This window comes from Actinocrinis sp., from assembly GCF_035938995.1.
Taxonomy (GTDB): Bacteria; Actinomycetota; Actinomycetes; order Streptomycetales; family Catenulisporaceae; genus DASZGI01.
This window is the reverse complement of record NZ_DASZGI010000135.1, coordinates 1-20,563: the sequence shown is the minus strand read 5'-3', so window position 1 is coordinate 20,563 and position 20,563 is coordinate 1. Positions and strand designations below refer to the sequence as shown.

18 protein-coding genes are annotated in these 20,563 nt (G+C 70.9%); 15 read left to right on the top strand and 3 right to left on the bottom strand.

All coding sequences use genetic code 11. The annotated features are described in order from the left end of the window. Nucleotides 1–63: 63 nt before the first annotated feature. The 3 genes from VGZ32_RS29030 to VGZ32_RS09065 form a co-directional block, all read right to left on the bottom strand. Nucleotides 64–138 carry a 50S ribosomal protein bL37 gene (locus VGZ32_RS29030; RefSeq protein ID WP_414642505.1) on the bottom strand — a complete coding sequence of 25 codons (75 nt, stop codon included), beginning with the start codon at nucleotides 136–138 and terminating at the stop codon, nucleotides 64–66. 56 nt (nucleotides 139–194) lie between these two features. Continuing rightward, on the bottom strand, nucleotides 195–848 hold the full coding sequence (locus VGZ32_RS09070) for an IS5 family transposase (RefSeq protein ID WP_326885442.1): 654 nt from the start codon (nucleotides 846–848) through the stop codon (nucleotides 195–197). A 100-nt stretch (nucleotides 849–948) separates the two neighbouring features. Continuing rightward, nucleotides 949–3,885, bottom strand: coding sequence for an AfsR/SARP family transcriptional regulator (locus VGZ32_RS09065; protein ID WP_326885441.1), 2,937 nt, complete (start codon nucleotides 3,883–3,885; stop codon nucleotides 949–951). Nucleotides 3,886–4,921: 1,036 nt separating this feature from the next. Here VGZ32_RS09065 and VGZ32_RS09060 point away from each other — a divergent pair. The 15 genes from VGZ32_RS09060 to VGZ32_RS08990 form a co-directional block, all read left to right on the top strand. Beyond that, nucleotides 4,922–5,554, top strand: coding sequence for a response regulator transcription factor (locus VGZ32_RS09060; RefSeq protein ID WP_326885440.1), 633 nt, complete (start codon nucleotides 4,922–4,924; stop codon nucleotides 5,552–5,554). Beyond that, nucleotides 5,551–6,318, top strand: coding sequence for an enoyl-CoA hydratase/isomerase family protein (locus VGZ32_RS09055; RefSeq protein ID WP_326885439.1), 768 nt, complete (start codon nucleotides 5,551–5,553; stop codon nucleotides 6,316–6,318). Before VGZ32_RS09060 ends, VGZ32_RS09055 begins: the two co-directional genes overlap by 4 nt. 138 nt (nucleotides 6,319–6,456) lie before the next feature. Continuing rightward, on the top strand, nucleotides 6,457–7,749 hold the full coding sequence (locus VGZ32_RS09050) for a beta-ketoacyl-[acyl-carrier-protein] synthase family protein (protein WP_326885438.1): 1,293 nt from the start codon (nucleotides 6,457–6,459) through the stop codon (nucleotides 7,747–7,749). After that, complete coding sequence (locus VGZ32_RS09045) at nucleotides 7,746–9,473, top strand: CoA-transferase (protein ID WP_326885437.1); 1,728 nt, start codon at nucleotides 7,746–7,748, stop codon at nucleotides 9,471–9,473. Before VGZ32_RS09050 ends, VGZ32_RS09045 begins: the two co-directional genes overlap by 4 nt. Then, a complete protein-coding gene (locus VGZ32_RS09040; RefSeq protein WP_326885436.1) occupies nucleotides 9,470–10,522 on the top strand; it encodes a ketoacyl-ACP synthase III in 1,053 nt (350 codons plus the stop codon). The genes VGZ32_RS09045 and VGZ32_RS09040 overlap by 4 nt, the downstream gene beginning before the upstream one ends. A 14-nt stretch (nucleotides 10,523–10,536) precedes the next feature. Continuing rightward, a complete protein-coding gene (locus VGZ32_RS09035; RefSeq protein ID WP_326885435.1) occupies nucleotides 10,537–11,538 on the top strand; it encodes a ketoacyl-ACP synthase III in 1,002 nt (333 codons plus the stop codon). A gap of 6 nt (nucleotides 11,539–11,544) precedes the next feature. After that, nucleotides 11,545–12,375, top strand: a complete 831-nt coding sequence (locus VGZ32_RS09030; RefSeq protein ID WP_326885434.1) for an SDR family NAD(P)-dependent oxidoreductase — start codon at nucleotides 11,545–11,547, stop codon at nucleotides 12,373–12,375. Continuing rightward, complete coding sequence (locus VGZ32_RS09025; RefSeq protein ID WP_326885433.1) at nucleotides 12,347–13,243, top strand: SDR family NAD(P)-dependent oxidoreductase; 897 nt, start codon at nucleotides 12,347–12,349, stop codon at nucleotides 13,241–13,243. Before VGZ32_RS09030 ends, VGZ32_RS09025 begins: the two co-directional genes overlap by 29 nt. Continuing rightward, nucleotides 13,240–14,571 (top strand): beta-ketoacyl-[acyl-carrier-protein] synthase family protein, encoded by a 1,332-nt coding sequence (locus VGZ32_RS09020; protein WP_326885432.1) that lies wholly within the window; start codon nucleotides 13,240–13,242, stop codon nucleotides 14,569–14,571. The genes VGZ32_RS09025 and VGZ32_RS09020 overlap by 4 nt, the downstream gene beginning before the upstream one ends. Further along, nucleotides 14,561–15,937 (top strand): beta-ketoacyl synthase N-terminal-like domain-containing protein, encoded by a 1,377-nt coding sequence (locus VGZ32_RS09015; RefSeq protein ID WP_326885431.1) that lies wholly within the window; start codon nucleotides 14,561–14,563, stop codon nucleotides 15,935–15,937. Before VGZ32_RS09020 ends, VGZ32_RS09015 begins: the two co-directional genes overlap by 11 nt. Beyond that, nucleotides 15,930–17,489 (top strand): SDR family NAD(P)-dependent oxidoreductase, encoded by a 1,560-nt coding sequence (locus VGZ32_RS09010; RefSeq protein ID WP_326885430.1) that lies wholly within the window; start codon nucleotides 15,930–15,932, stop codon nucleotides 17,487–17,489. The genes VGZ32_RS09015 and VGZ32_RS09010 overlap by 8 nt, the downstream gene beginning before the upstream one ends. Then, nucleotides 17,486–18,289, top strand: a complete 804-nt coding sequence (locus VGZ32_RS09005) for an SDR family oxidoreductase (RefSeq protein WP_326885429.1) — start codon at nucleotides 17,486–17,488, stop codon at nucleotides 18,287–18,289. The genes VGZ32_RS09010 and VGZ32_RS09005 overlap by 4 nt, the downstream gene beginning before the upstream one ends. Nucleotides 18,290–18,294: 5 nt before the next feature. Next, entirely contained in the window at nucleotides 18,295–18,720 is a 426-nt protein-coding gene (locus VGZ32_RS09000; protein WP_326885428.1) for a CocE/NonD family hydrolase, read from the top strand. Further along, on the top strand, nucleotides 18,717–19,565 hold the full coding sequence (locus VGZ32_RS08995) for an enoyl-CoA hydratase/isomerase family protein (RefSeq protein ID WP_326885427.1): 849 nt from the start codon (nucleotides 18,717–18,719) through the stop codon (nucleotides 19,563–19,565). Before VGZ32_RS09000 ends, VGZ32_RS08995 begins: the two co-directional genes overlap by 4 nt. An 8-nt stretch (nucleotides 19,566–19,573) precedes the next feature. Next, a partial coding sequence (locus tag VGZ32_RS08990) for an amidohydrolase family protein (protein WP_414642519.1) occupies nucleotides 19,574–20,563 on the top strand: 990 nt, incomplete at its 3' end.

Here is a 20,563-nt window from a genome sequence, read left to right as displayed (position 1 = left end):
TACCGGACAGAGAAAGGCCGCGCCTCCCGGATGTTCCAGGAGCGCGGCGCCATCCGTCTGCGGTCAGGCGTTGGGACGCTTGCCGTGGTTTGCCTTCCTCTTCCTGCGGGCCCGCCTCTTGTTGCCGCCCTTTGCCATGGCATTTCTCCCTGGTCAGTGCGCCCTGCGGCGCGTCTGGATGTTCCGGGCGGTCGCTAGTCTAGGGTCATCGTCGAAGTGTGGCACCCTCGCACGCCGCCCGGCGGCGCCTGGGACCAGGCAGAAACTTTCTGGTTATGGCCGCCGTCCACCCATGCCTTGCTCACCGTGGGCGCGACAGTGGCCACGTGGGTGAGCACCTGCCGGCCGACGGGAGAGTCGGCCAGGCTGGCGGCGGACACGCCGAGCACGATCAGCAGGCCGAGCGCGTCCACGGCGATGTGTCGCTTGCGGCCCTTGATCCTCTTGTTCCCGTCGAACCCGACGCTGTCCGCCGCGGCGTTGCCCGAGGCCTTGACGCTCTGGGAGTCCACGGCCACCGCGCTGGGCTCCTGATCGCGTCCGCGGGCCCGACGCAGCCTGCGGCGCAGCAGGTCGTGGATCCGCTCGGTCGTGCCGTCGTCGCGCCAGGCGGCGAAGTACCCGTACACCGTCTTGAACGGCGGGAAGTCGTGCGGCAGGTACTCCCAGGCGCATCCCGTGCGGTTGACGTACAGGATCGCGTTCACGATCTCCCGAAGGTCGTGCACCGGCTGATTCGCGCTGACCTTGCGCTGCAGGCGCGGTGTACGCCACGCGGTCAGCTCCGGCTCGATCTGTGCCCACTCGGCGTCTGAAAGGTCACCGCGATACGGCTTGCGTCCGATCATCCGCCCGGCTCAGCACACCACCCGTGGCGAAGCAGCAAGTCGGGAACGCAATCAACCGATCGTGCGACAAGCACGCCAGCAATCGCCCCAAGATGCCCACTCAGACGCCTGGGTCAATACCGGCGGCGACACCTCGGAGATGCTGCCGAACTGCTGAATGGCGTTCGTGCGCCGTGCCGGCAGTCGGTAGCTGGATGTTGGAAGGCGGCGCGGCCACACCGACGTCACGTTTCATAAGGATGCTGGTTTCCGCGGTGCGGCTTATTTTGGCTCTGAGTTCGTCGGCATCCGGATGCTCGAGTTCATCCAGGATCGCGAGCGCCTGCGTCCACTGCCGTACGGCTTCTCCCGCATCTGCGGTCGTGAGGTGGGTGTCACCGAGCCGCACGAGGCTTCCTGCCTCGTAGTAGCGGTCGCCGAGCTGCCGGTAGAGCTCGACGGCGCGCCGGTAGCAGTCGGAGGCCTGGTCGTACTCGGCGAGGTGCTGGTGTGCGTGTCCCAGACTGTCCCACGTGTCGGCTTGGCCGTTGTGATTGTGCAGCTCTACTTGCAGGGCGAGAGCCTGACGGCAGTAAGTCAGCGCCTGTCGGTGGTCACCGAGCAGCGAGTGGAACCAGCCGACTGTGTTGAGGGCGTTCGCTGCTCCGGACGTGTCACCCTGCGCCTGGAGCAGTTCGAGCGTCCGCTGCGCGTGCGCCAGGGCTTCCTGGTGCAGTTGCAGCTGTTCGCACACCAACGCCAGATCGTGGCGCACTCGGGCCTCACCGACCTGGTGGTTGAGTGCGCGGAAGATCTCGAGCGAAGCGGTGAGGTGTTCGGCCGCACGCTCGAGCTTCTTGTGCCGCAAACAGGCGCGGGCCAGCACGCGGCGAGCGCAGGCCTCTGCGCGCGGGTCCGCGGTGCGCCGGGCGGATGCGAGCGCCGCTTCCCCGGCTGCCGCCATGTCATCCCAGTGCCCACCGCGATCCATGAAGGGCAGGATTGAGTGCACGAGTTGCCAGGCGTGCGTGTCGCAGCCGAGGTCGACTTCCTGAGCGATGTAGGCCGACAGGACGTGACGGTCGGCCGCGTACCACGCCAGCGCCTGGTCCGCATCCTTCAGCTCCGGCAGGGTGGCCGCGCCTTGCGGCTCGTCATACGCGAACAGCTCTGAACCGGGATTGAGTAGCCTGGCAGCACAGCGGGCGGTGTGCAGGTAGTGATCCATCGCGCGATGCACGGCCGCTAGCCGGTCGGCTTCGGTGTCGACCGAGGAGGCCTGTTCGGCTGCATACGCGCGAAGCAGGTCGTGGAAGGCGAACCGGTCGGGGCTCGGTTCGCACAGCAGGTGAGCGGCCGTCAGTTCGTCGAGCGTCGAGAGGGCCGAGTACTGGTCCAGCCCGGCGAGGCTGGCGGCGGCGGTCGCCGAGATGTCCGGGCCGCGATGCAGGCCGAGTAGGCGGAACATGCGCGCGGCGGTCGCGGACAGTTGGGCGTAAGAAGACAGAAATGCGGCGCGCAGGTTCGCGGCGTGGTGACCGGCGCGCAGATAGTCCAAGCGCCGGCGTGTGTCCTTGATCCGTGCGGCCAGGGCTGCCAGCGGCAGGCCGGGATGCGCGGCGGCACGAGCGGCGACGATGTTGAGCGCCAGCGGCAGCCGCGAGGACAGTTCGATCAGCTCCAGCATCGCCAGCTGTTCGGACGCGGCCGGCGGCACTCCCAGCCGCCGCTCCAGCAGTTCGCGCGACTCGTCGACGTTGAGCAGGTCGAGCCTGACCAGGTGGGCACCGTGGGCGGCCGTGAGGCCGGTCAGTTCGTTGCGGCTGGTGACAAGAACGGTGGACCGGCGGCTGGCGGGTAGCAGCGGCTGGACCTGTTCGGTGTCGCGGGCGTTGTCCAGCAGTATCAGCACGCGTTTGTTGGCCATCAGGCTGCGATAGAGCGCGGCCTGCCCCGGTAGATCCGCCGGAATGAGCGTGGCTGGGACGGCAAAGGCGTCGAGGAAACCCCGGATCGCCTGCGCGGCGGTGAGCGCGGTTCCCGAGGGTTCGAATCCGCGCAGGTTGACGTACAACTGGCCGTCGGGGAATGCGTCGGCAGCCTGGTGGCACCAGCGCAGCGCGAACGCCGTCTTTCCCACGCCCGCGGTTCCGGCGACGACGATGACGACGCCGGAGCCAGGGCATTGCGGCTCGCGGCGCTCGACGTCTGTCAGCAGCTCGAGTTCGGAGCGGCGCCCGACGAAGTACGGAAAGGCGGCCGGCAGCTGCCGAGGCACGATGCCCGTCCGCGTACGGGTGGCGCCGCGCTCGCCAGCGGCCGAGCCGTCCGCGCGCAGGATCTCGTCGTGGATCTTGCGCACCTCGGCTGCGGGCTCGATCCCCAGCTCGCGCACGAGGGTGCCGCGTAGCGTGCGGAACGCATCGAGCGCCTCGGTCTGCCGGCCTGAGCGGGAGAGCGCGAGCATCAGTTGCCCGACCGGCCGCTCGCGCAGCGGGTGCTCAGCGGTGAGCCGACGTAGATCGCCGATGAGGTCTTCGTGTCGGCTGAGTCGTAGGCCGGCCTCGATCTGTTCCTCCAGCGCGGCGACCCGCAACTCGGCCAGCCGCGTAAGAGCGCTGCCCCAATCACCGTGCAGTACCACGTCCTGTGCGGGCTCGCCGCGCCACAGCTCCAGCGCGGCGCGCAGCGCGAGCGCGGCCTCGGCGTCACGCCCTTCGGCCAGCGCGTCGCGCCCCGTCTCATACAGCCGCTCGAACTCGAGGAAGTCGACCTGAGCCGGCTCGACGTGCAGCAGATAGCCGCAGGTTTCCACGCTCAGCCGCTCGGCTTCGACGGCCAGCAGGCTCCGGATCCGCCAGACATAGGTCTGCACGAGGTTGCGCGCGCTGCGCGGCGGGTTCTCGCCCCACACCGCATCGATGAGCCGCGGTGTGGAAACCGTTTCGTTCGCCCGCAACAACAGGGCGGTCAGTACGGCCCGCTGCTTGGCGGCGGTAACCGGCACGGTGCGGCCGTGCACCTGGACGTGCAGCGAGCCGAGAATGCCGAACTTCACAGTCCGCCCTCCCCGTCGTACACACGCGCGCCGACCGTGGCGGCTACTTCGAACCCCCGTTCGGTCGCGGGCCTAGCGCACGGCTAGAGCAATGCTAGAGGACCGCCGGAGATATTGAAACAGACCGATGATTCGGGCGTGCTACGGCGCCGACCGCACTCGTGTGCCGACCGAGGAAAGGATGCTTGCCATGACCGGTGGAAGCCCGGATACGCCGGCTGCTGGGCCCAGTCGGCGGACGGCCACACGCAGACACCGGAAAGCAGTGGCTACACGTACATGGTCGATGGGACGCAGCTGGCCCGGGCCCGTGTGGTGCCTTGCACGTTCAGCGAGGGCGCTGCCGCGTGCACCGTCTGGTATTAAACGCCAGTGATTAATTATGTCATTGATATAGCGCAAGTGAGAAAATCTGAAGACGTGGACGTCCACCGCGTGCGGCGCCCTTCTCCGGCTCGACTACCCGAGGGGAAACATTCGCAATGCGTCGAGATCGCGCGATGTGCGCGAAGCCCGCAACCGCGCCCATCGGCCGCGAGGCACGCGGCGCCGGCCGACGAGCGAGCGCGCCCTAAGGTATGTCGCCGCCGGCGCAGCGTTCTCGCTCCTCGCCCTGCTCGGTGTCTCAACGGGCGCCGTCCCGGCGAACGCGACAGAATCGTCCGCGCGAAGCCCCCTGGCGTGAACTTTGATCTTTGCCGAGAACATGTTCTACCAGGGACTTGGTGTGTCTTCGACGCCGGGGCGGCCGAACTCAGACGACCCATCAAAAGCGCAGCGGTTAGCTACGGGGCGCAACCACCACATGCCGGGAATGGCTCATTGGCCCGAGACGGAGCCGCGGCGGACGGACGGTCCGTCCGTGCATCAGCGCGCAGCTCATGCGCGATTCAGGTGACGAGTTCCGCAATGGTGCAGAGCTTCGCGGTGGCGGCAGTCACGCCAATCGAACAAGTGTCCAGCGTAAACGTAGAGGCGGCGGCTCGTCGCGCAGCCCCTTTCGGTCAGGTGTGGAGTGTACGTGCAGCCTCGTGGTGTGACCCGAGTGGTGGTCGTGGAGTATTTTCCGCTGGTCCGGCGGGCGGTCGCGCAGACCTTGTCTGCGGATGAGCGTCTGGTCGTGGCGGGTATGGCCGAGAGCGCGTCGCACGGCGCCCGGCTCGCCGAGGACGTGCGCGCCCATATCGTCGTCACCGACGCGCACCTGCGGGCGCCCAACGAAGGGCTCGGACTCTGCCGTACGATCAAGAATCTGGCACACCAGCCGCGGGGCGTGGTGTACACCGGCGATCGCAGTGCTCAGGTCATCGCCGACTGCGTGGCGGTCGGCGTGGACAGCTTCGTGCACAAGTCCGTCGAGCCGGAGGACCTGGTCGAGGCGGTCTGGGCCACCCGGCTTGACCGGCGCAGCTGGGTGCTGGGCTACGAGGACGACGCGCCGCCCGAGGCGCTGCTGGCGGGGAATCTGACCGATCGGGAGCAGGAGGTCCTCGCGTTGCTGATGCAGCGGCTGACCAATGACGAGATCCGCGCCGAGCTGCAGCTGGCCCCGCAGACCGTGAAGAACCACGTCAGCAGCGTGCTGAGAAAGGTCGGCGTGCGAAGCCGGCGGGAACTTGTCACCCTGCCCGCGGGCATGCGTGACGCGCAGTGCATCGCGGCGCGGTGACCGGGGTGGCGCAGGACGGGCCGATCGGCGCCCGGCGCCTGGGACCTGTCGCGGTCTTGAGCCTGCAACGTGGCGAACGGCACAACGCGTTGTCGACGGCGATGCTGGAACAGCTTGACCGGCGGCTAAGCGAGTTCGCCGCCGACACGGGCGACGCGAGGCCCAAGGCGCTCGTGCTTGCCGCAAGCGGGCCTTCGTTCAGCAGCGGCGCGGACACCCGTGAGCCGTGCTGGAACGACGTGGCGGCGCGGCTGGAGCGGCGCGAGCTGTTCCGCCGCATCCTCGACCTGCTCGACTCCCTCCCCTTCCCGACGATCGCCGCAGTGCACGGATATGCGCTCGGCGGCGGTCTCGAGCTCGCCCTCGGCTGCGATCTCGTGGTCGCAGCCCCGGACGCCGTGTTCGGACTGCCGGAGCTGGACGCCGGCGCGGTTCCGGGCGGGGGCGCGGTGCACTCGCTGGCCCGCCGGGCCGGCCGCGGACTCGCGGCAGACCTCCTGCTGACCGGACGGCGGATCACCGGAGCCGACCTGTTCGCGGCGGGCGGGATCGACCGCCTGGCGCAGGATGCGGCGCCGGTGGAACGTGCGCTCGAGCTGGCTCGGGGGATCGCGGCCCGGCCCGGCGATCTGCTCGAACTCGCGGTCGGGCTGCTGCGCCGCACCACTCATCTCGACCGGCCGGACGCACTCGCGGCCGAGGAGGGGTACTGGTGGAGAGCGGCGGTTCGGGCCGATCGGACGCGGGCCGAGCCCGCAGCATGACCGCACGTCGGCGACGATCCGGGCTGGGTCGGATCCGATCTCCGCGGACGCGACGCAGTACCGCCGGTACCTGTCGGGCGGGGGAAACGGTACTCGGCGGTCCATGTGCCGGTCGTGAAGATCCCATAGCTTCGCACCGTGAGATTGATCGAATCCGCCCACGGACACCAGGCCCCCGAACCGATCGCGGTGACCGGCATCGGAGCGGTGCTGCCCGGCGGAGGCGGCGCGACCGGCTTCTGGCGGAATATCTCCGCGGGCGCGTCGCAGATCGGCAAGCTGACCCGGTTCGACCCGGACCGCGAGCGGCTGCCGGTGTTCGCCGCCGCCCAGATAGACGACTTCGACCACCGGCCGTACCTGCCCGAGCTCAAGCCCTCGCACGCGGCCAAGTACACCCGGGAGATCCTGATCGCCATGGCGGCGGCCGAGCAGGCACGGCAGGACGCCGCGCTGCTGCCGGGAGCGGTCGACCCGCGTCGTCTCAGTATCGTGATGTCCTCCTCCCGCGGGCCGCTCGACTGGTGGCGCACCGCTATGGAACCGGGCGCGCAGACCCCCTTCGCGGACAGCGGCGCGATGTTCCGCGGCCTCGCCGGCAGCCCGGCCAGCATGTCAGCCATCTACATAGGCGCGCAGGGCCTGGTCACCACGATCAGCAACGCCTGCGTCGGCGGCCACCACGCGATCGGCCTCGCGCTGCGCGAGCTGCGCTGCGGCGCCAGCGACGCCGTGCTGGTCGGCGGCCACGAATTCCCCATCCTGGCGCAGGTCGCCCGGTGCTACCTCGCGCTCGGCGACGGGGTCATCTCCGGCGAGCGGGACGACCCGGCCCGCGCCGTGCGCCCGTACAGCAAGGACCGCGAGGGGTTCGCGCTGGGGGAGGGTGCCGTGGTGCTCTGCCTCGAGCGCGAGTCGTCCGCATATGCCCGCGGCGCCCACGTCTACGCGAACATCCTGGCGCACCGCGCGCTCAACGAGGCCGACCATCCGACGACGATGGACATGACCGGGAGCCTCACCGCGGGTCTCATCCGCGACGTACTCGACGACGCCGGTCGTAAGCCGGACGAGGTCGGCTACGTCTGTGGCCACGGAACCGCGACCCGGTACAACGACCTGGCCGAGAGCCGCGCGCTGCGCGCCCTCTACCCGCAGCGCAGCGCGGACGCGTTGCCACCGCACGGCTCGAACAAGCCCATATACGGACACACGTTCGGTATGGCGGGCATCATCAACGCCGCCGCGACTTCGCTGATGCTGCACCACCAGACACTCGCGCCGACGGCGAACCTGGTCGAGCCCGACCCCGAGTGCGACCACGACCATGTGGCCGAGGGCGCGCGAAAGGCGCAGTTCGACCTCGCGGTCTCGATGTCGTTCGCCTTCGGCAGCCAGACCTCGGTGCTGGCCCTCGAGGCGGCGCGATGACCGCGCCATACCGTGAGTTCGAGCGGCCGTACCTCGCGGACGATGTGGACGACCTGGTACGCCGCTTCGTCCGCCCCGACATGCACCTGCATTTCGCCGCGACCCTCTCCAGGCCCAATGCGCTGATATACGCGGTGGCCCGGGTGTTGCGCGGACAAGGCGGGCTGACCGCGAGCACCACCGCCGTCCACTCCAGCGCGCACGCGCTCGCGCTTTCCGGCGCCGTGCGGCACATGGAGGCCTGCTTCTTCGGCGACACCTACCCGTCGCCGCGCCCGAACCGGATCTACCGGGACCTGGTCGCGGGCAGGCCGTTCACCGTTCAGCCCTGGTCGCTGCTCAGCTACACGCAACGGCTGGTCGCGGGTGCGACAGGTGCGCCGTACGCGGTCACCGCATCGCTGGCGGGGAGCGACCTGGCCCGGGGCAAGGAATTAGACCTCTGGTTTGTGCCCGACCCTGCGGCGCCCGGCGAGCACGTCGCCCTCGTGCGCCCGATGCGCCCGGATCTGACGCTCGTCCACGGAGTCTGCGCCGACCGGCGGGGCAACGTCGTGCTCTGCGCACCGCTCGGCGAGGGCCCGTGGGCGGCTTATGCGGCGACCGGCGGCGTGCTCGCGTCGGTCGAGCGGATCGTGCCCGACGAGGTCGTCGATGCGCAGCCGGACCGGGTCGTGATCCCGGGGCAGCGGGTGATCGGCCTGGCCGAGGCGGAACTCGGCGCGCACCCGCAGTCGCTGCGGACCGAAGGCGTGGGTGGGGTGACCGGATACCGCGACGACTACGATTTCATGACCGACATCGTCCGCAGCTGCGCGGACATGGACACGGCCGACGAGTGGTTCCGCGACTGGGTGACCGAACCGGGCGGGCACGGAGGCTACCTCGAGGCCTTGGGACGCGAGCGGATCGAGGCGTTGGCGCTCGGCCGGCCGGGCCGGGCAGGCGCAGTCGATCAAGCTGCTGAGACACTCGTTCAGGGGCCGGCGACCGAGCAGGAGCGGCTGCTCGTGCTGGCCGCCCGGGCGATCACCGCGCAGGTGGAGGTCGGCGGCTACGACACGCTGCTGGCCGGAATCGGCTCCTCGCACATGGCCGCCTGGCTGGCCGCGGCCGTCCTGCGCGAGCGCGGCCGCCCGGTGCGCGTCGCGGCGGAGCTCGGCTTCTACGGCATGGACCCCGAACCCGGCGACGTCTTCCTGTTCAGCCAGGCGCACGCCGCGCGCTCGGAACAACTGAGCAGCATCCTCGAGATCCTCGGCGCCCAGGTGGCCGGCAACCCCCGCTGCCTCGGAATCCTCGCCGCCGCCGAGGTGGACGAGGAGGGGAACCTGAACACCAGCGTGCTGCCGGACGGGCGCTGGGTCACCGGCTCGGGCGGCGCCAACGACATCGCGTCCACCGCGGACTGCCTCGTCGTCGCGCCCGCCTCCTCGCGCCGCTACGTGCCGCGGGTCTCCTACGTCACGAGTCCGGGCGGCCGGGTGCGGGAGGTGGTCAGCCAGTTCGGGCGCTTCCACCGGTCCGGCCCCGGCGAGCCGTTCCGGCTGCGCAGCTGGCTGCCGTCACAGGAGCCTGATTCCGCGGGCGACCCCGACGCCCTGATCGCCCGGCACACCGCGTGGGCGGTCAAGCCCGCCGACGACGCGGCCCCCGAACCCGACATCAGTTCCGCCGAACTGGCGCTGCTGCGCCGACTCGACCCGGAAGGGCACTACAGATGACCACCGAACAGATCGCCCCGGCCGCGATCGGCGGCCGCCTGGCCACCGCCGCGCCGTCCCGGCTGATCGGCATCGGCCACTACTTCCCCGGCGAGCCGGTGACCAACGCCTACTTCGAGCAGCAGCTGCCGTCGCTCGGCATCGACGACGACTGGATCCGCGAGCATACCGGGATCCGCTCCCGGCACTGGCCGGACACGGACGACGAGCGCGCGGTCGAGATGGGTGCGCGGGCGGTCGAGGCGGCGCTCAAGGACGCCGGGCTCGCTCCGCAGGACATCGACCTCGTGGTCGGCACCACCTCCACGACCCGGCCGCGCGCGAACCCGTCCTCGGCCACCAACCGCTACATGGACATCTCGCTGCCGCTGCAGAAGCAGGTCGGGCTGCACAACGCCTTCTGCTTCGACGTGGGCGCCGTCGCCTGCGCCGGCTTCCTCTACTCGAGCGTCGTGGCCTGCTCGCTCATGGCCACTCTCGGCGCCCGCAACGCGCTGGTGGTCTGCGCGGAGAACCCGAAGCCGATCCTGAACTTCGACTACCGCTACTCGGTGCTGTTCGGGGCGGGCGGCGCGGCGGCGGTATGGCAGCGCGGCACAGACGGGGGTAAGGACGGCGCCGGCGCCGGACCAGGGCTGCTCGACGCCGTCTTCAACTCGGACGGACGGTACTTCGACGCCTTCGACATCGACGACGACGACAAGATGATCATGAAGGGGAAGCAGGTCGGCGCCGTCGGGCCGACGATGCTCAGCGCCGCCGCGCGCGCCGTGCTCACCCGCAACGGGCTCACCAAGGACGACATCGACTGGTTCATCCCGCACCAGGGAAACCTGAACATGATCCGCCAGGTCTGCGCCGACCTCGAACTGCCCGAGGAGCGCGTGCTGGTCAACATCGGGCACCGGGGGAACACCTCGAGCGTCAGCATCCCCAGCTGCCTGTCCGAGCAGGTCGCCGCCGGCACTGTGAAACCGGGCGACCTGCTGCTCTCGATCGGCATCGGCCGCGGGTTCAACTCCGGCGCCGTGCTGTTCCGGTACCGGTGAGACAGGGATCTGCGATGAACGTCGGGAATGCCGGCGCGCCGGGCGCCGGCGGCGTCTGGGCCGGGGCGGGTCTCGGCTTCACCGGCTTCGGCCACTACTACCCGCGCGACCTCGTGTTCAACGCGGAGCTCGCGGGCGCCGCCGACGCCGAGGGCAACGCCGTCGACCGGGCCGTGATCGGTTCGATCGAAGTGCGCAGCAGGCACGTGGCCGCCGACGACGAGACGATCGACTTCATGGCCGCGCGGGCCGCGACCGCGGCGCTCGGGCGGGCCGGCCGCGAACCCGGCGAGGTCGACCTGCTCGTCCTGGGCAACTGGTCCGAGCGCCAGCTCGTCCCGGAACTGGCCCCTCAGGTGGCGTTGCGGCTCGGCGCGACCCGGGCGCTCGCCTTCGACGTCTGCGGCGCCTGCACCGGATTCGTGCACGGCGTGCAGACCGCCGCCGCGCTGCTCGCCGCGCACCCGTCATGGCGAGTGGCCGTCGTCGCGTGCTCCGAGTACTTCTCCCGCCGCGTGCGCCCCGGCAGCAAGGGAACGTTGGTAGTGGGGGACGCGGCGGGCGCCGCCGTACTGGAGAAGCGCGGGCCCGATGCCGGCCGTGGCCTGATCGACTCGCTGCTCTACAGCGCGGGCGAGTCGGCGGAGGCGGTCACCGTGCGGCCGCCGCAGGGCTGGATCAAGAGCAAGCCCGAGCTGGTCGAGCTCGGCATCGCGTCCAACACCGCCGTCGCGGCTCAGCTGCTCGAGCGCAACGACCTGAAGATCGATCAGATCGACTGGTTCGTCCCGCACCCAGGCACCGGCCCGATCCACGCCGCCGTGCGCGAACGGCTCGGCATCGTCCCCGAGCGGTTCATCACCACCTTCGAGACCCGGGCGAACACTGGCAGCGCCTCGATTCCGACCGCCGTGTCCGAGTATCTGGAGAAAGGTGTGTTCGACCGTGGAGACCTATGCCTCACTCCGGCCGTCGGGTCCGGCTGGTTCTACGGCGGCCTGCTCTTCGAGCTCTGAGACATCATGGTTTTGAACGCAGCGACTTCGGACACCGGGACGACGGCCGAACGCGGCCCGGCGCTGGTCTCCGGCGGTAGCCGGGGGCTCGGGCTGGTCATAGCCCGGCGCCTGGCTGGGGCGGGCTGGGACGTCGTCATCGCCGCGCGCGACGAGAGGGCGCTGGACGCCGCCGCCGAGGACGCCGCGGCCGAGGGGCTGAAGCTGCACCCGCTGCGCGCCGACGTGACCAGTGAGACGTCTGTCGCCGAGTTGTTCGAACGGCTGGCCGGCCGCGGTCCGCTGCGCCTGTGCGTCAACAACGCCGGCCGTAACTACAACCACCAGCTCGTACGCATCGCCGACTCCGAACGCTCCGAGCTTCGCCCGCACCCTGTCGATGCCTGGGAGCGCACCATCGGGCTCTGCCTCACCGGTGTCTTCCTGGTCGGCCGGCACGCCGCGGCCGTCATGCTCGCCGCCGGGACGCCGGGTGTCATCGTGAACATCTCCTCGACGGTGCGGCACGGCTCCTACGGCCAGTCGGCCTACGCCGCCGCGAAGGCGGGGGTGGAGTCGCTGACCCGCACGTGGGCCGTCGAGCTGGGGGAACACGGCATTCGCGTGGTCGCGGTCGCGCCCGGCGTGCTCGACGGCGCGGCACTTCGCGAACGCAGCGCCGCGAATCCGCGGCACGCCGCCTACATGGAGCGCCTGCGCCGCCAGGTCCCGCTCCAGCGCTGGTGCGACGAGCACGACGTGGCGGACGCCGTGGCCTTCGCGGCAGACAACCCCTCCCTCACCGGAACAGTATTGGAGGTCGACGGCGGTGGACTACCCAAGCGCGTCTACGACTGATCGGGCCGAGCCGCAGCGGCCCCCAATCAGGAACACGGACGGCGGCGCAGCCGGGTTCGCAAGCGGGCTGCTGGCCGGGCGGACCGCGCTGGTGACCGGCGCGAGCAGCGGCATCGGCGCGCTGACCGCCCGCAGCCTCAGCGCCGCCGGGGCGCGCACGATCCTGCTGGCCCGGGACGAGCAGGCGCTGCGCACCGTCGCCAAGGAGATCGCCGAGGCGGGCGGCGAGGCCGCCGTCGCCCCGGCCGACCTGGCCGACGCCGCGGCGCTCGAACGCGCGGTACGCGGCGCCGAGGACGGCCTCGGGCCGGTGGACCTGCTGGTCCACGCCGCCGGATGGGCGCGCGGCCAGGTCTTCCTGTGCGAGCAGACCGAGGAGCAGTGGACCGGCACGATCGACGTGAACCTCAACGGAGCGTTCCGGATCTGCCGGCTCGTCGTGCCCGGCATGATGGAGCGCGGGTCCGGCGGGATCGTCCTGGTCACTTCGATCGCGGGCAGCCGCGGCCTGCCGTCGAACACCGCCTACTGCGCCGCGAAGTTCGGCCTGCATGGGCTGATGCTCGCCCTGGCTGCCGAACTCGGACCGTTCGGGGTCCGGGTCAACGCGGTGGCCCCCGGCCTGACCCGCGCCCCCGGCACCACGGACCCGGCGCGATACGCCGACGAGTTCATGGCCAGCCTGGCCCGCCACCACGGTCCCGCGGACCTTGACTGGTCCCGCTACCTCACCCGGGCAGTGCGCGGCACGGCCCTGCGCCGCCTGGTGGAACCGGACGAGGTCAGCAACGCGGTGCTCTACCTGTTGTCGAGCCTATCCGGCGGAGTCACCGGCCAGGTCCTCGGCGTCGACGCGGGTGTGCTGTGAGCGCCGGGGGAGCGGTGCCGGGCGGCGCCCGGGACGCGCTGGTGACCGGGATGGGCTTCTGCCTGCCCGGAGGTGTGACAGGGCCCGTATCCACCGCGGACGACCTGTGGGACGTCGTCTCGCGCGGGCGCTCGATGCTCGACCACGACGGGTTCTTCCACGGCCTGGTCGACCTGCCCGAGCCGCGGTTCGCCGAGAAGCTGCCGGAGATCCCCGAGCGCCACACCCGCCACTACGCCCCCGTGCACCGATACGGCCTGCTTTCGCTGGTCGAGGCCTGCGCCGACGCGAAGCTCGACTTCCGGGCCGGCGACCTCGCGGACGCCGCCGTGCTCACCGCGCGCGCCGGGGTGGACAGCAACTTCGACAGCTACCTCGCCTGGTATCAGGCCGCCCCGGAGAAGATCACCCCGCAGGAGGCCAAGGCGCTGTTCGTCCGCCTGGTGATCGCCGGCACCTCCAACGACGTGGTGAGCGTTCAAGCGGCGCTCACCCGCAGCACCGGACCGAGCTACACGGTCACCTGCGGCTGCGCCTCGTCCGCCGTGTTGCTGGGAGTCGCGCGTCGGCTCATCGAGAGCGGTGAGGTGGACGTCGCGGTGGTCACCGGCGTGGACGCGTTCGATACCGAGCGGATGCGGCACGCGGACCGGCTGCGGCTGGTCGCCGAGCAGACCGGGATCTCGGCGACCCACAACAGCGCGCCCCCGACGGCGCCGCGCTTCGACCACCCGATGCGTCCGTACGACCGCCGCTCGGACTGTGTGAACTTCGGCGACGGCTCGGTCACGTTGATCCTGGAGAGCCGCGAGCGCGCGGACCGGCGCGGGGCGCGGCCGTACGGCAGGCTGCTCGCGCAGGCGACCACCCGCGGCGGCCTGCCGAGCGCCGTGTCCATCGACGAGAGCGGCTCCGCGCTGTCCGCTGCGGTGCGCGCGTGTGTCGCCGACCACGTCGACCTCGACCAGATACCTTATATCAATGGTGGAGCTGAGGGGGATCCGCTGTTCACGCTGATCGAGGCGAACGCGGTGCGCGACCTCTACGGCGCCTGCGCGCACGATGTGCTGGTCAGCTCGCAGGAGGCCTGCTTCGGGCACAGCGGCGCGCCGCTGGGCAACCTCGGCGTCGCGGCCACCCTGCTCATGATGGACCGCGGCGCCGTGTGCCCCACCGCGAACTGCGAGCAACCCGACGAGGTGTGCGGCTTCGACCCGGTGCCGGGCACCGAGACCCGCCCGCTCGCGTTCGACCATGCGCTCAGTTTCAACTACCAGATCGGCGGCGTGACCAGCGCGATCCTGGTGGAGGGCTCGCATGTCTGCTGAGCTGACGGATCCGGCGCGCGATGTGCAATCCAACACCGTGCGATCCAACGCTGCGCGGTCCACCAGCGCGCGGTCGACGCGCGTCCGGCTGGCCGGCGCCGGAGTGATCCTCCCCGGACCCGACGGCGTGTGCGCTGATCTGAAGACGTTCTGGGAGATCGTGCACGGCGGCCTGTGCTGCCTTTCGCCGTATGAGTACCCTGGCTCGCCGCTGCGGATCGCCGGCCTGGTGCACGGCTGGGACCCGGCCCGCGAGCTGGAGGTGGGCGAGAAGTTCGCGTCCCGCACCGCGCGCGCGTCGCTCCTCGCGCTCGGCGCGGTGCGCGCGGCCCTGGCGGATGCGGGACTCGCCCCCGAAGACCTCGACGACGGACGCACCGTGCTGGTGTCCGCCTCGCTGCAGTTCGCGTTCGCGGAGACGGGGCGCTACTTCGACAAGCTCGCCGCGGGCGGCCCGGCTGCCCTGGGCATGGATTACTGGATGACCGGCACACCGCCGGCCGTCCTCGGCAGCGTCGCGACGACCCTGGGCATCAAGTGCCCTACGCTGAACATCGCAGGCTCCTGCAATGTCCCGCTGCGCGCCGTCGAGGTCGTGCTCGGCATGTTCCGCTCCGGGGACGCCGACCGCGCGGTGATCGTCGGCGTGGACACGGCAGTAGACCCGGTCTACGTCTCCAGCGCCACATACACCAGTCGGCAGGGATACCGTGCTTCATCGCTGTCCGCGGATCCCGCCTCGATCCGGCCGCACGATGAACTGCTCGACGGCAACGCGACCGGAGAGGGCGCCGTCGCAGTGATTCTGGAAAACGCGGTTCTGGAGAACCCTGAGGCACGCGGGGCGGGGGAAGGAGCCGCGGGAACCGAATGGCGGATACACACCCGGACCTCTCGCAGCAACGGACCGAGCGTCGTGGCCACCGGACCGCCAGACCGAGTGGCCGACGACATCGTGTCGGTGCTCGCCGCGGCAGACCGCTCGCCGGACCGGATCGCGTTCGTTGACGACTACGCCGACGGCAACCGCTTCGTGGAAGACCACTTCTGTGCCGTGGTCGCCCGCGTGCGCGAGACGCTCGACTATGCCGGACCGCTCACGGTCACCAACCAGGAGGCCGCGTTCGGACACGTCGCCGGAATCGGGGGCTTGGTCCGCCTGCTCGGAACGCTGATGATGCTCGAGCGCGGAAGCGTCGGTCCCGTGGTCAACTGTCGAGAGCCTTACCGCGCGTTGGCCGCCGACTCCGTGGTCGGTGCGCCTCAGGCCACTGGCGGGGACGCGGCGCTTGTCGTGGCCGCCGGCGCCGGCGGCGACGCGACGACCCTACTCGTGGAACGCCTCACCGGGGGGCTCGATGCCTGATACGGCTCTATCGGACGAGACACGGTTCGACGCGTCAGCGAGCGATGCCCGCCCGCCCGTCACCGCGCTCGTGCTGGCGAACGATCCGACCGCTGACGCCGCGGTGCGCGCGGCCCTGACCGAGAGCGGCGCCGAACCGGTCGCAGGCCTTCCAGCCTCCGATGATCGGACGCCACACGTCTGTTGCGTCGCATTGGTGCGCAACGACGTCTTCGGCGCAGGAGACCCGTTCCAGCGGCTGCCGCGCGAGCACGTCCTCGATGTCGCCCGAGCCATGGCCCGCCGTGGAAAGGGCCGCATGGTGCTCGTCACGGACAGCGGCCCGCAGGTGCACACGGGCGGATCGGCTGAGCGCGCGGCCGCCCGGGCCGCGGATCTGGCGTGGTGGCGGCACCTGGCCGCGTCCGCCGCGGCCGACGGAGTGATGGTCAACACCGCAGCCTTCGGATACGCGCCCTTCCTTGGCCACGCCCTGCCCGCCGGGGTGGAGGCCGAACTGTTGCGCCACCTCGTCATCCGACGCCCCGCCGAGCCGGCCGACCTGGCCGGTGCGCTCGGCCTGCTGACCTCGCCGGGGCCGTCTTACCTGGTCGGCGAAACTATCGCGCTCGACGGCGGCATGGACCTGGACTTCATTCCGACGCCACGGTCCGGCCGGGCGGACTCGGTCCGCACCTCGGCCGAAACACAGCTCGCCGCCGCCCTTCCCGCCGGACCGACGGAACCCGATCGCCCCGTCACCCTCGTCGTGGGCGCGAGCAGCGGCATCGGCCTAGCCAGCGCATTGCACCTCGCGTCCCAGGGCTCGGATATTGTGCTGGCCGCCCGCCGGAGCGCCGCGCTCGAGGACGTCGCCGCGCTGATCGCGAAGCTCGGCCGCCGGGCCTGGGTCCTGCCCTGCGACGCCGCCGACGCCGGCGCGGTCGCCGCGCTCGCCGACCAGGCGTGGCAGGCCGCTGGCCGGGTGGACCGCCTGCTCTACGCCGCGGGGCACCTCGAATTCGACTCCGTGTGCACCGGGACGGACGCGTGGGATCAGACGTTCGCGGTGAACCTCGGCGGTTACAGCACCCTGAGTGCCGCACTGGTACGCCGCTGGATCGGCGCCGCGATACCCGGGGCGATCGCAGCAGTCGCCTCGGTAGGCAGCACGTCGGTACCAGTGACACAGGTTGAGGCATACGGGGCGAGCAAGGCTGCGATGGTGCAGTACTCGCGCTGCCTCGCCGCGAGCACCGCGCGCCACGGGATCCGGGTGAACTGCGTATGCCCCGGCATCATCGAGACCCCGATGGGCGAGGCCGCCGGACCGGAGTTCCGCAACGGTTGGCTCAGCCGCATCCCCGCGGGCCGGGTCGGCCAGCCGGCCGAGGTCGCGGCGGTCCTGGGCTACCTGCTCAGCCCGGCGGGGGCCTACGTCACCGGGGCGCGACTGCGGGTGGACGGCGGCTACGGCCTCGGCGGCCTGCCCCCACTCGCTGCACGCGGCAGTTCCCTGATGGAGGGCGAAGGCGAAGCGGTGCTCGCCGGCCGGCTTGGCGGGGTCCGGTGACCGCGCGGCCGCTGGCCGGGCGTACCGCGCTGGTCGCGGGCGGCTCGTCCGGCATCGGGGCGGCGACCGCGGTGGCGCTCGCCCGCGAAGGAGCCGACGTCGCCATCGCCGCCCGCCGCGCCGTTGAACTAACCGAGGTCGCCGACGCTGTCCGTGCACACGGTGCCCGGGCGCTGACCGTCCTCGCCGATTTCGCCGCCGATGACGGGGTGGCGTCCTGCGTGGAGACGGTCCGGGACCGGCTCGGGCCAATCGACCTGCTGATCTACAGCGCGGCCGCCGTCCGGCTCGGCGCTGTGCACGAGACCGCGTTGCGGCACTGGGACCTGATGCTCCGGCTCAACCTGACCGCGCCGTTCCTGCTGGTGCGCGAGTTGATGCCGTCGATGCTCGAGCGCGGCCACGGCTGGATGGTCATGATCGGCTCCGCCGCAGGCCTCGAAGCCGTCCCCGGCACCGGCGGATACGGCGTGACCAAGGCGGCCCTGCACCAGCTGACCGAGCTGGTCGCCGAGGAGGGGCGAGACCACGGGGTGCGCGCGGCGGCGATCTGCCCCGGCTGGGTGCGTACCGGGCTGGCGGCCGACCCCGCGTCGCAGGGCGTGCCGGAGACAGACGTGCTGACGGCCGAGGACGTCGCGGACACGGTGGCGTGGCTCGTCACCAGGCCCGCCCGGATGAATGTCGGACCCCTGATCCCGGTGGCGCCGGTGGCTTCCCGGGCCGATGCGAATCGCGGCCTGACCCGTTACGCATTCGCGGCGGCGGTTCCCAGCGCGGCAGCGAGCGGACAGCGGTGACGCCGATGGCGGAGACGAAGGGAGCACGGATGCCCGGAAGGTGCACCCTGATCGAGCATGATGCGGACGTGCCGATGCGCGATGGCGTGATCCTTCGTGCGGATATGTGGCGCCCGGACGACGAGGTGCCGCATCCGACGATCGTGTTCCGGACTCCCTACGGCAAGGCCGGCTGCCTGCGTTTGGATACCCTGTCCCCGGCCGACTGCGCGGCTGCCGGCAACGCCGCCGTGGTTCAGGACGTGCGCGGTCGGTTTTCCTCCGTGGGGGAGTGGCGGCCGCTGCATTGGGACCACGAGGGTCTCGACACCGTTGAATGGACGGCCGCGCAGGCTTGGTGCGATGGCAACGTGGGTATCGCCGGGACCTCCTACCTCACCTGGGACCGCGAGGCAGCCGGGCTCCGGCTGCGCATGGGAGAGCTGAGATGAACGGTTCCGGCTGGGTCAGGCCCGGCTTCGCCGCGTTCGCCGATGAACTCGGCGATGCGGGCATCCTGCGCGCGAGTCTTTCGGACGGTGTCGCCACGCTCACCCTCAATCGGCCCGAGCGGCGCAATAGCCTTACTCGCGAAATGGCGCACGGCCTGCTTCGCGGGCTCGTGGTCGCGGGCGACGACGCTCAGGTCAGGGTCATCGTCCTGCGTGGTGCGGACGGCACGTTCTGCGCGGGCGACGACGTGCTGGCCGTGGACCGCTGGCGTGAGGGCGACCGCGACGCCGCGCCCTTCGACCCGGTCACTTCGGACGCGTACTACCTGCGCATCTGCGAGGTGATTCTAGGTGCCCCGAAGCCCGTGGTCGCAGCGGTCGAAGGCGCGGCCGCAGGGGCGGGCGCAGAGATCGTGTGCGCAGCCGACTACCGGCTCCTGTCGACCTCGGCCCGGATCGGCAGCTGTCTGGTCGGGGTGGGCCACGTCGGCAACGTGGTGCTGATGTCCCGGCTGATCGGGCCTGGACGGGCCACAGAGATCTACCTCACCGGCCGCTTGGTGCCCGCGGCGGAGGCGCTCGCGATCGGACTGGCCGACAAAGTCGTGCAACCGGAGGACTTCGACAAGGAACTGGCCCGCCTGGCCGAGGGTTTCGGCCAGGCGCCGACCCGCGCGATCGGGCTGTTCAAGGAGCTGCGCGAGCGGACCTGGGGGCAGCCCGCCACGACCGGCCTGCGCCTCCAGGACGCCTACCACCTGCGCACGCATGCCGAGGTCCGGGACAGCGGCGAAGGGCTGCGCGCGTTCACGGAACGCCGTCCGCCGAGCTTCACCGGCCACTGATGAACAGCGTGTCTCCCTTGAACACTGTGCCCCCGTCGAATCCGCCGATCATCGACGTGTGTTCACTCGTTTACGACGACGAAGGCTGGCGCGCCTATCTCGACAGACTCGCCCACTACGCGCCGCAGTATCTGAGTGTGTTCGCCAGGTCCTTCGCCACGTACTTCGGCGCGGACCACGCGCTCTACACCGCAAGACTCCACAATGCCGGACCCGCTGAGGCGATCGACATCTTGCTGCCCCCGGATCGCAAGCCGTTCGAGGTTGACGCGTATCTCGCCGAGCGCACCGATCAGGGTGTCGTGGCCGAGGTCATCATGGGTGGCCCGGCCCGGTTGCGGGACGGCGAGACCGTGAACGACCGCGTGGCGCACATCGCCGCCCGCGCCGCGGACCGGCTGCACCCGTGGGCCGGGATAACGCTGCGCGACGGTCCGGACTCCGCGGTGCGCGAACTGCGCCGCTGCCTCGACCTAGGTATGACGGGCTTCAACATTATCCCCTTCCTCGACGGCGTCGATCCGACCGAGGAGCGATTCGCCCCGGTCTTCCGCCTGGCCGACGAGGCGCGGCTGCCACTCTGGCTGCACACCGGCCACCACTTCGCCTCCGCCGTGCCCGCCGACATCTCCGGCGGGCGCCAAGTGGACCACCTGGCCGCGCGCTACCCGGGGATGACGGTGGTCGCCGGCCACGCCGGGTGGCCCTCGGTCCTGGACATGCTCGCGGTCGCGACCCGGCACGAGAACGTCCTGCTCGAGATCTCCTCCCACCGACCCAAGCACATCAAGCGGCCCGGATCCGGCTGGGAGCCGCTGCTGTACTACGGACGCGGCCCGAGCCGCCGAAAGATCATGTTCGGCACCTCGACCTGGGTGAACCCGGTCCCCTGCGCGACGCTCGTCGCCGAGGTCCGCGCACTGGACCTCGGCGACGATGGAGGCGTCGCAGAGGACTGGCTCCGCGGGAACGCGGCCCGCCTTCTCGGGCTCGCAGAC

Coding starts and splice junctions, on each gene's coding strand:
- VGZ32_RS09070 (WP_326885442.1), bottom strand. CDS start 848: ATGATCGGACGCAAGCCGTATCGCGGTGACCTTTCAGACGCCGAGTGG.
- VGZ32_RS09045 (WP_326885437.1), top strand. CDS start 7,746: ATGACCGCGCCATACCGTGAGTTCGAGCGGCCGTACCTCGCGGACGAT.
- VGZ32_RS09040 (WP_326885436.1), top strand. CDS start 9,470: ATGACCACCGAACAGATCGCCCCGGCCGCGATCGGCGGCCGCCTGGCC.
- VGZ32_RS09035 (WP_326885435.1), top strand. CDS start 10,537: ATGAACGTCGGGAATGCCGGCGCGCCGGGCGCCGGCGGCGTCTGGGCC.
- VGZ32_RS09030 (WP_326885434.1), top strand. CDS start 11,545: ATGGTTTTGAACGCAGCGACTTCGGACACCGGGACGACGGCCGAACGC.
- VGZ32_RS09015 (WP_326885431.1), top strand. CDS start 14,561: ATGTCTGCTGAGCTGACGGATCCGGCGCGCGATGTGCAATCCAACACC.
- VGZ32_RS09010 (WP_326885430.1), top strand. CDS start 15,930: ATGCCTGATACGGCTCTATCGGACGAGACACGGTTCGACGCGTCAGCG.
- VGZ32_RS09000 (WP_326885428.1), top strand. CDS start 18,295: ATGGCGGAGACGAAGGGAGCACGGATGCCCGGAAGGTGCACCCTGATC.
- VGZ32_RS08995 (WP_326885427.1), top strand. CDS start 18,717: ATGAACGGTTCCGGCTGGGTCAGGCCCGGCTTCGCCGCGTTCGCCGAT.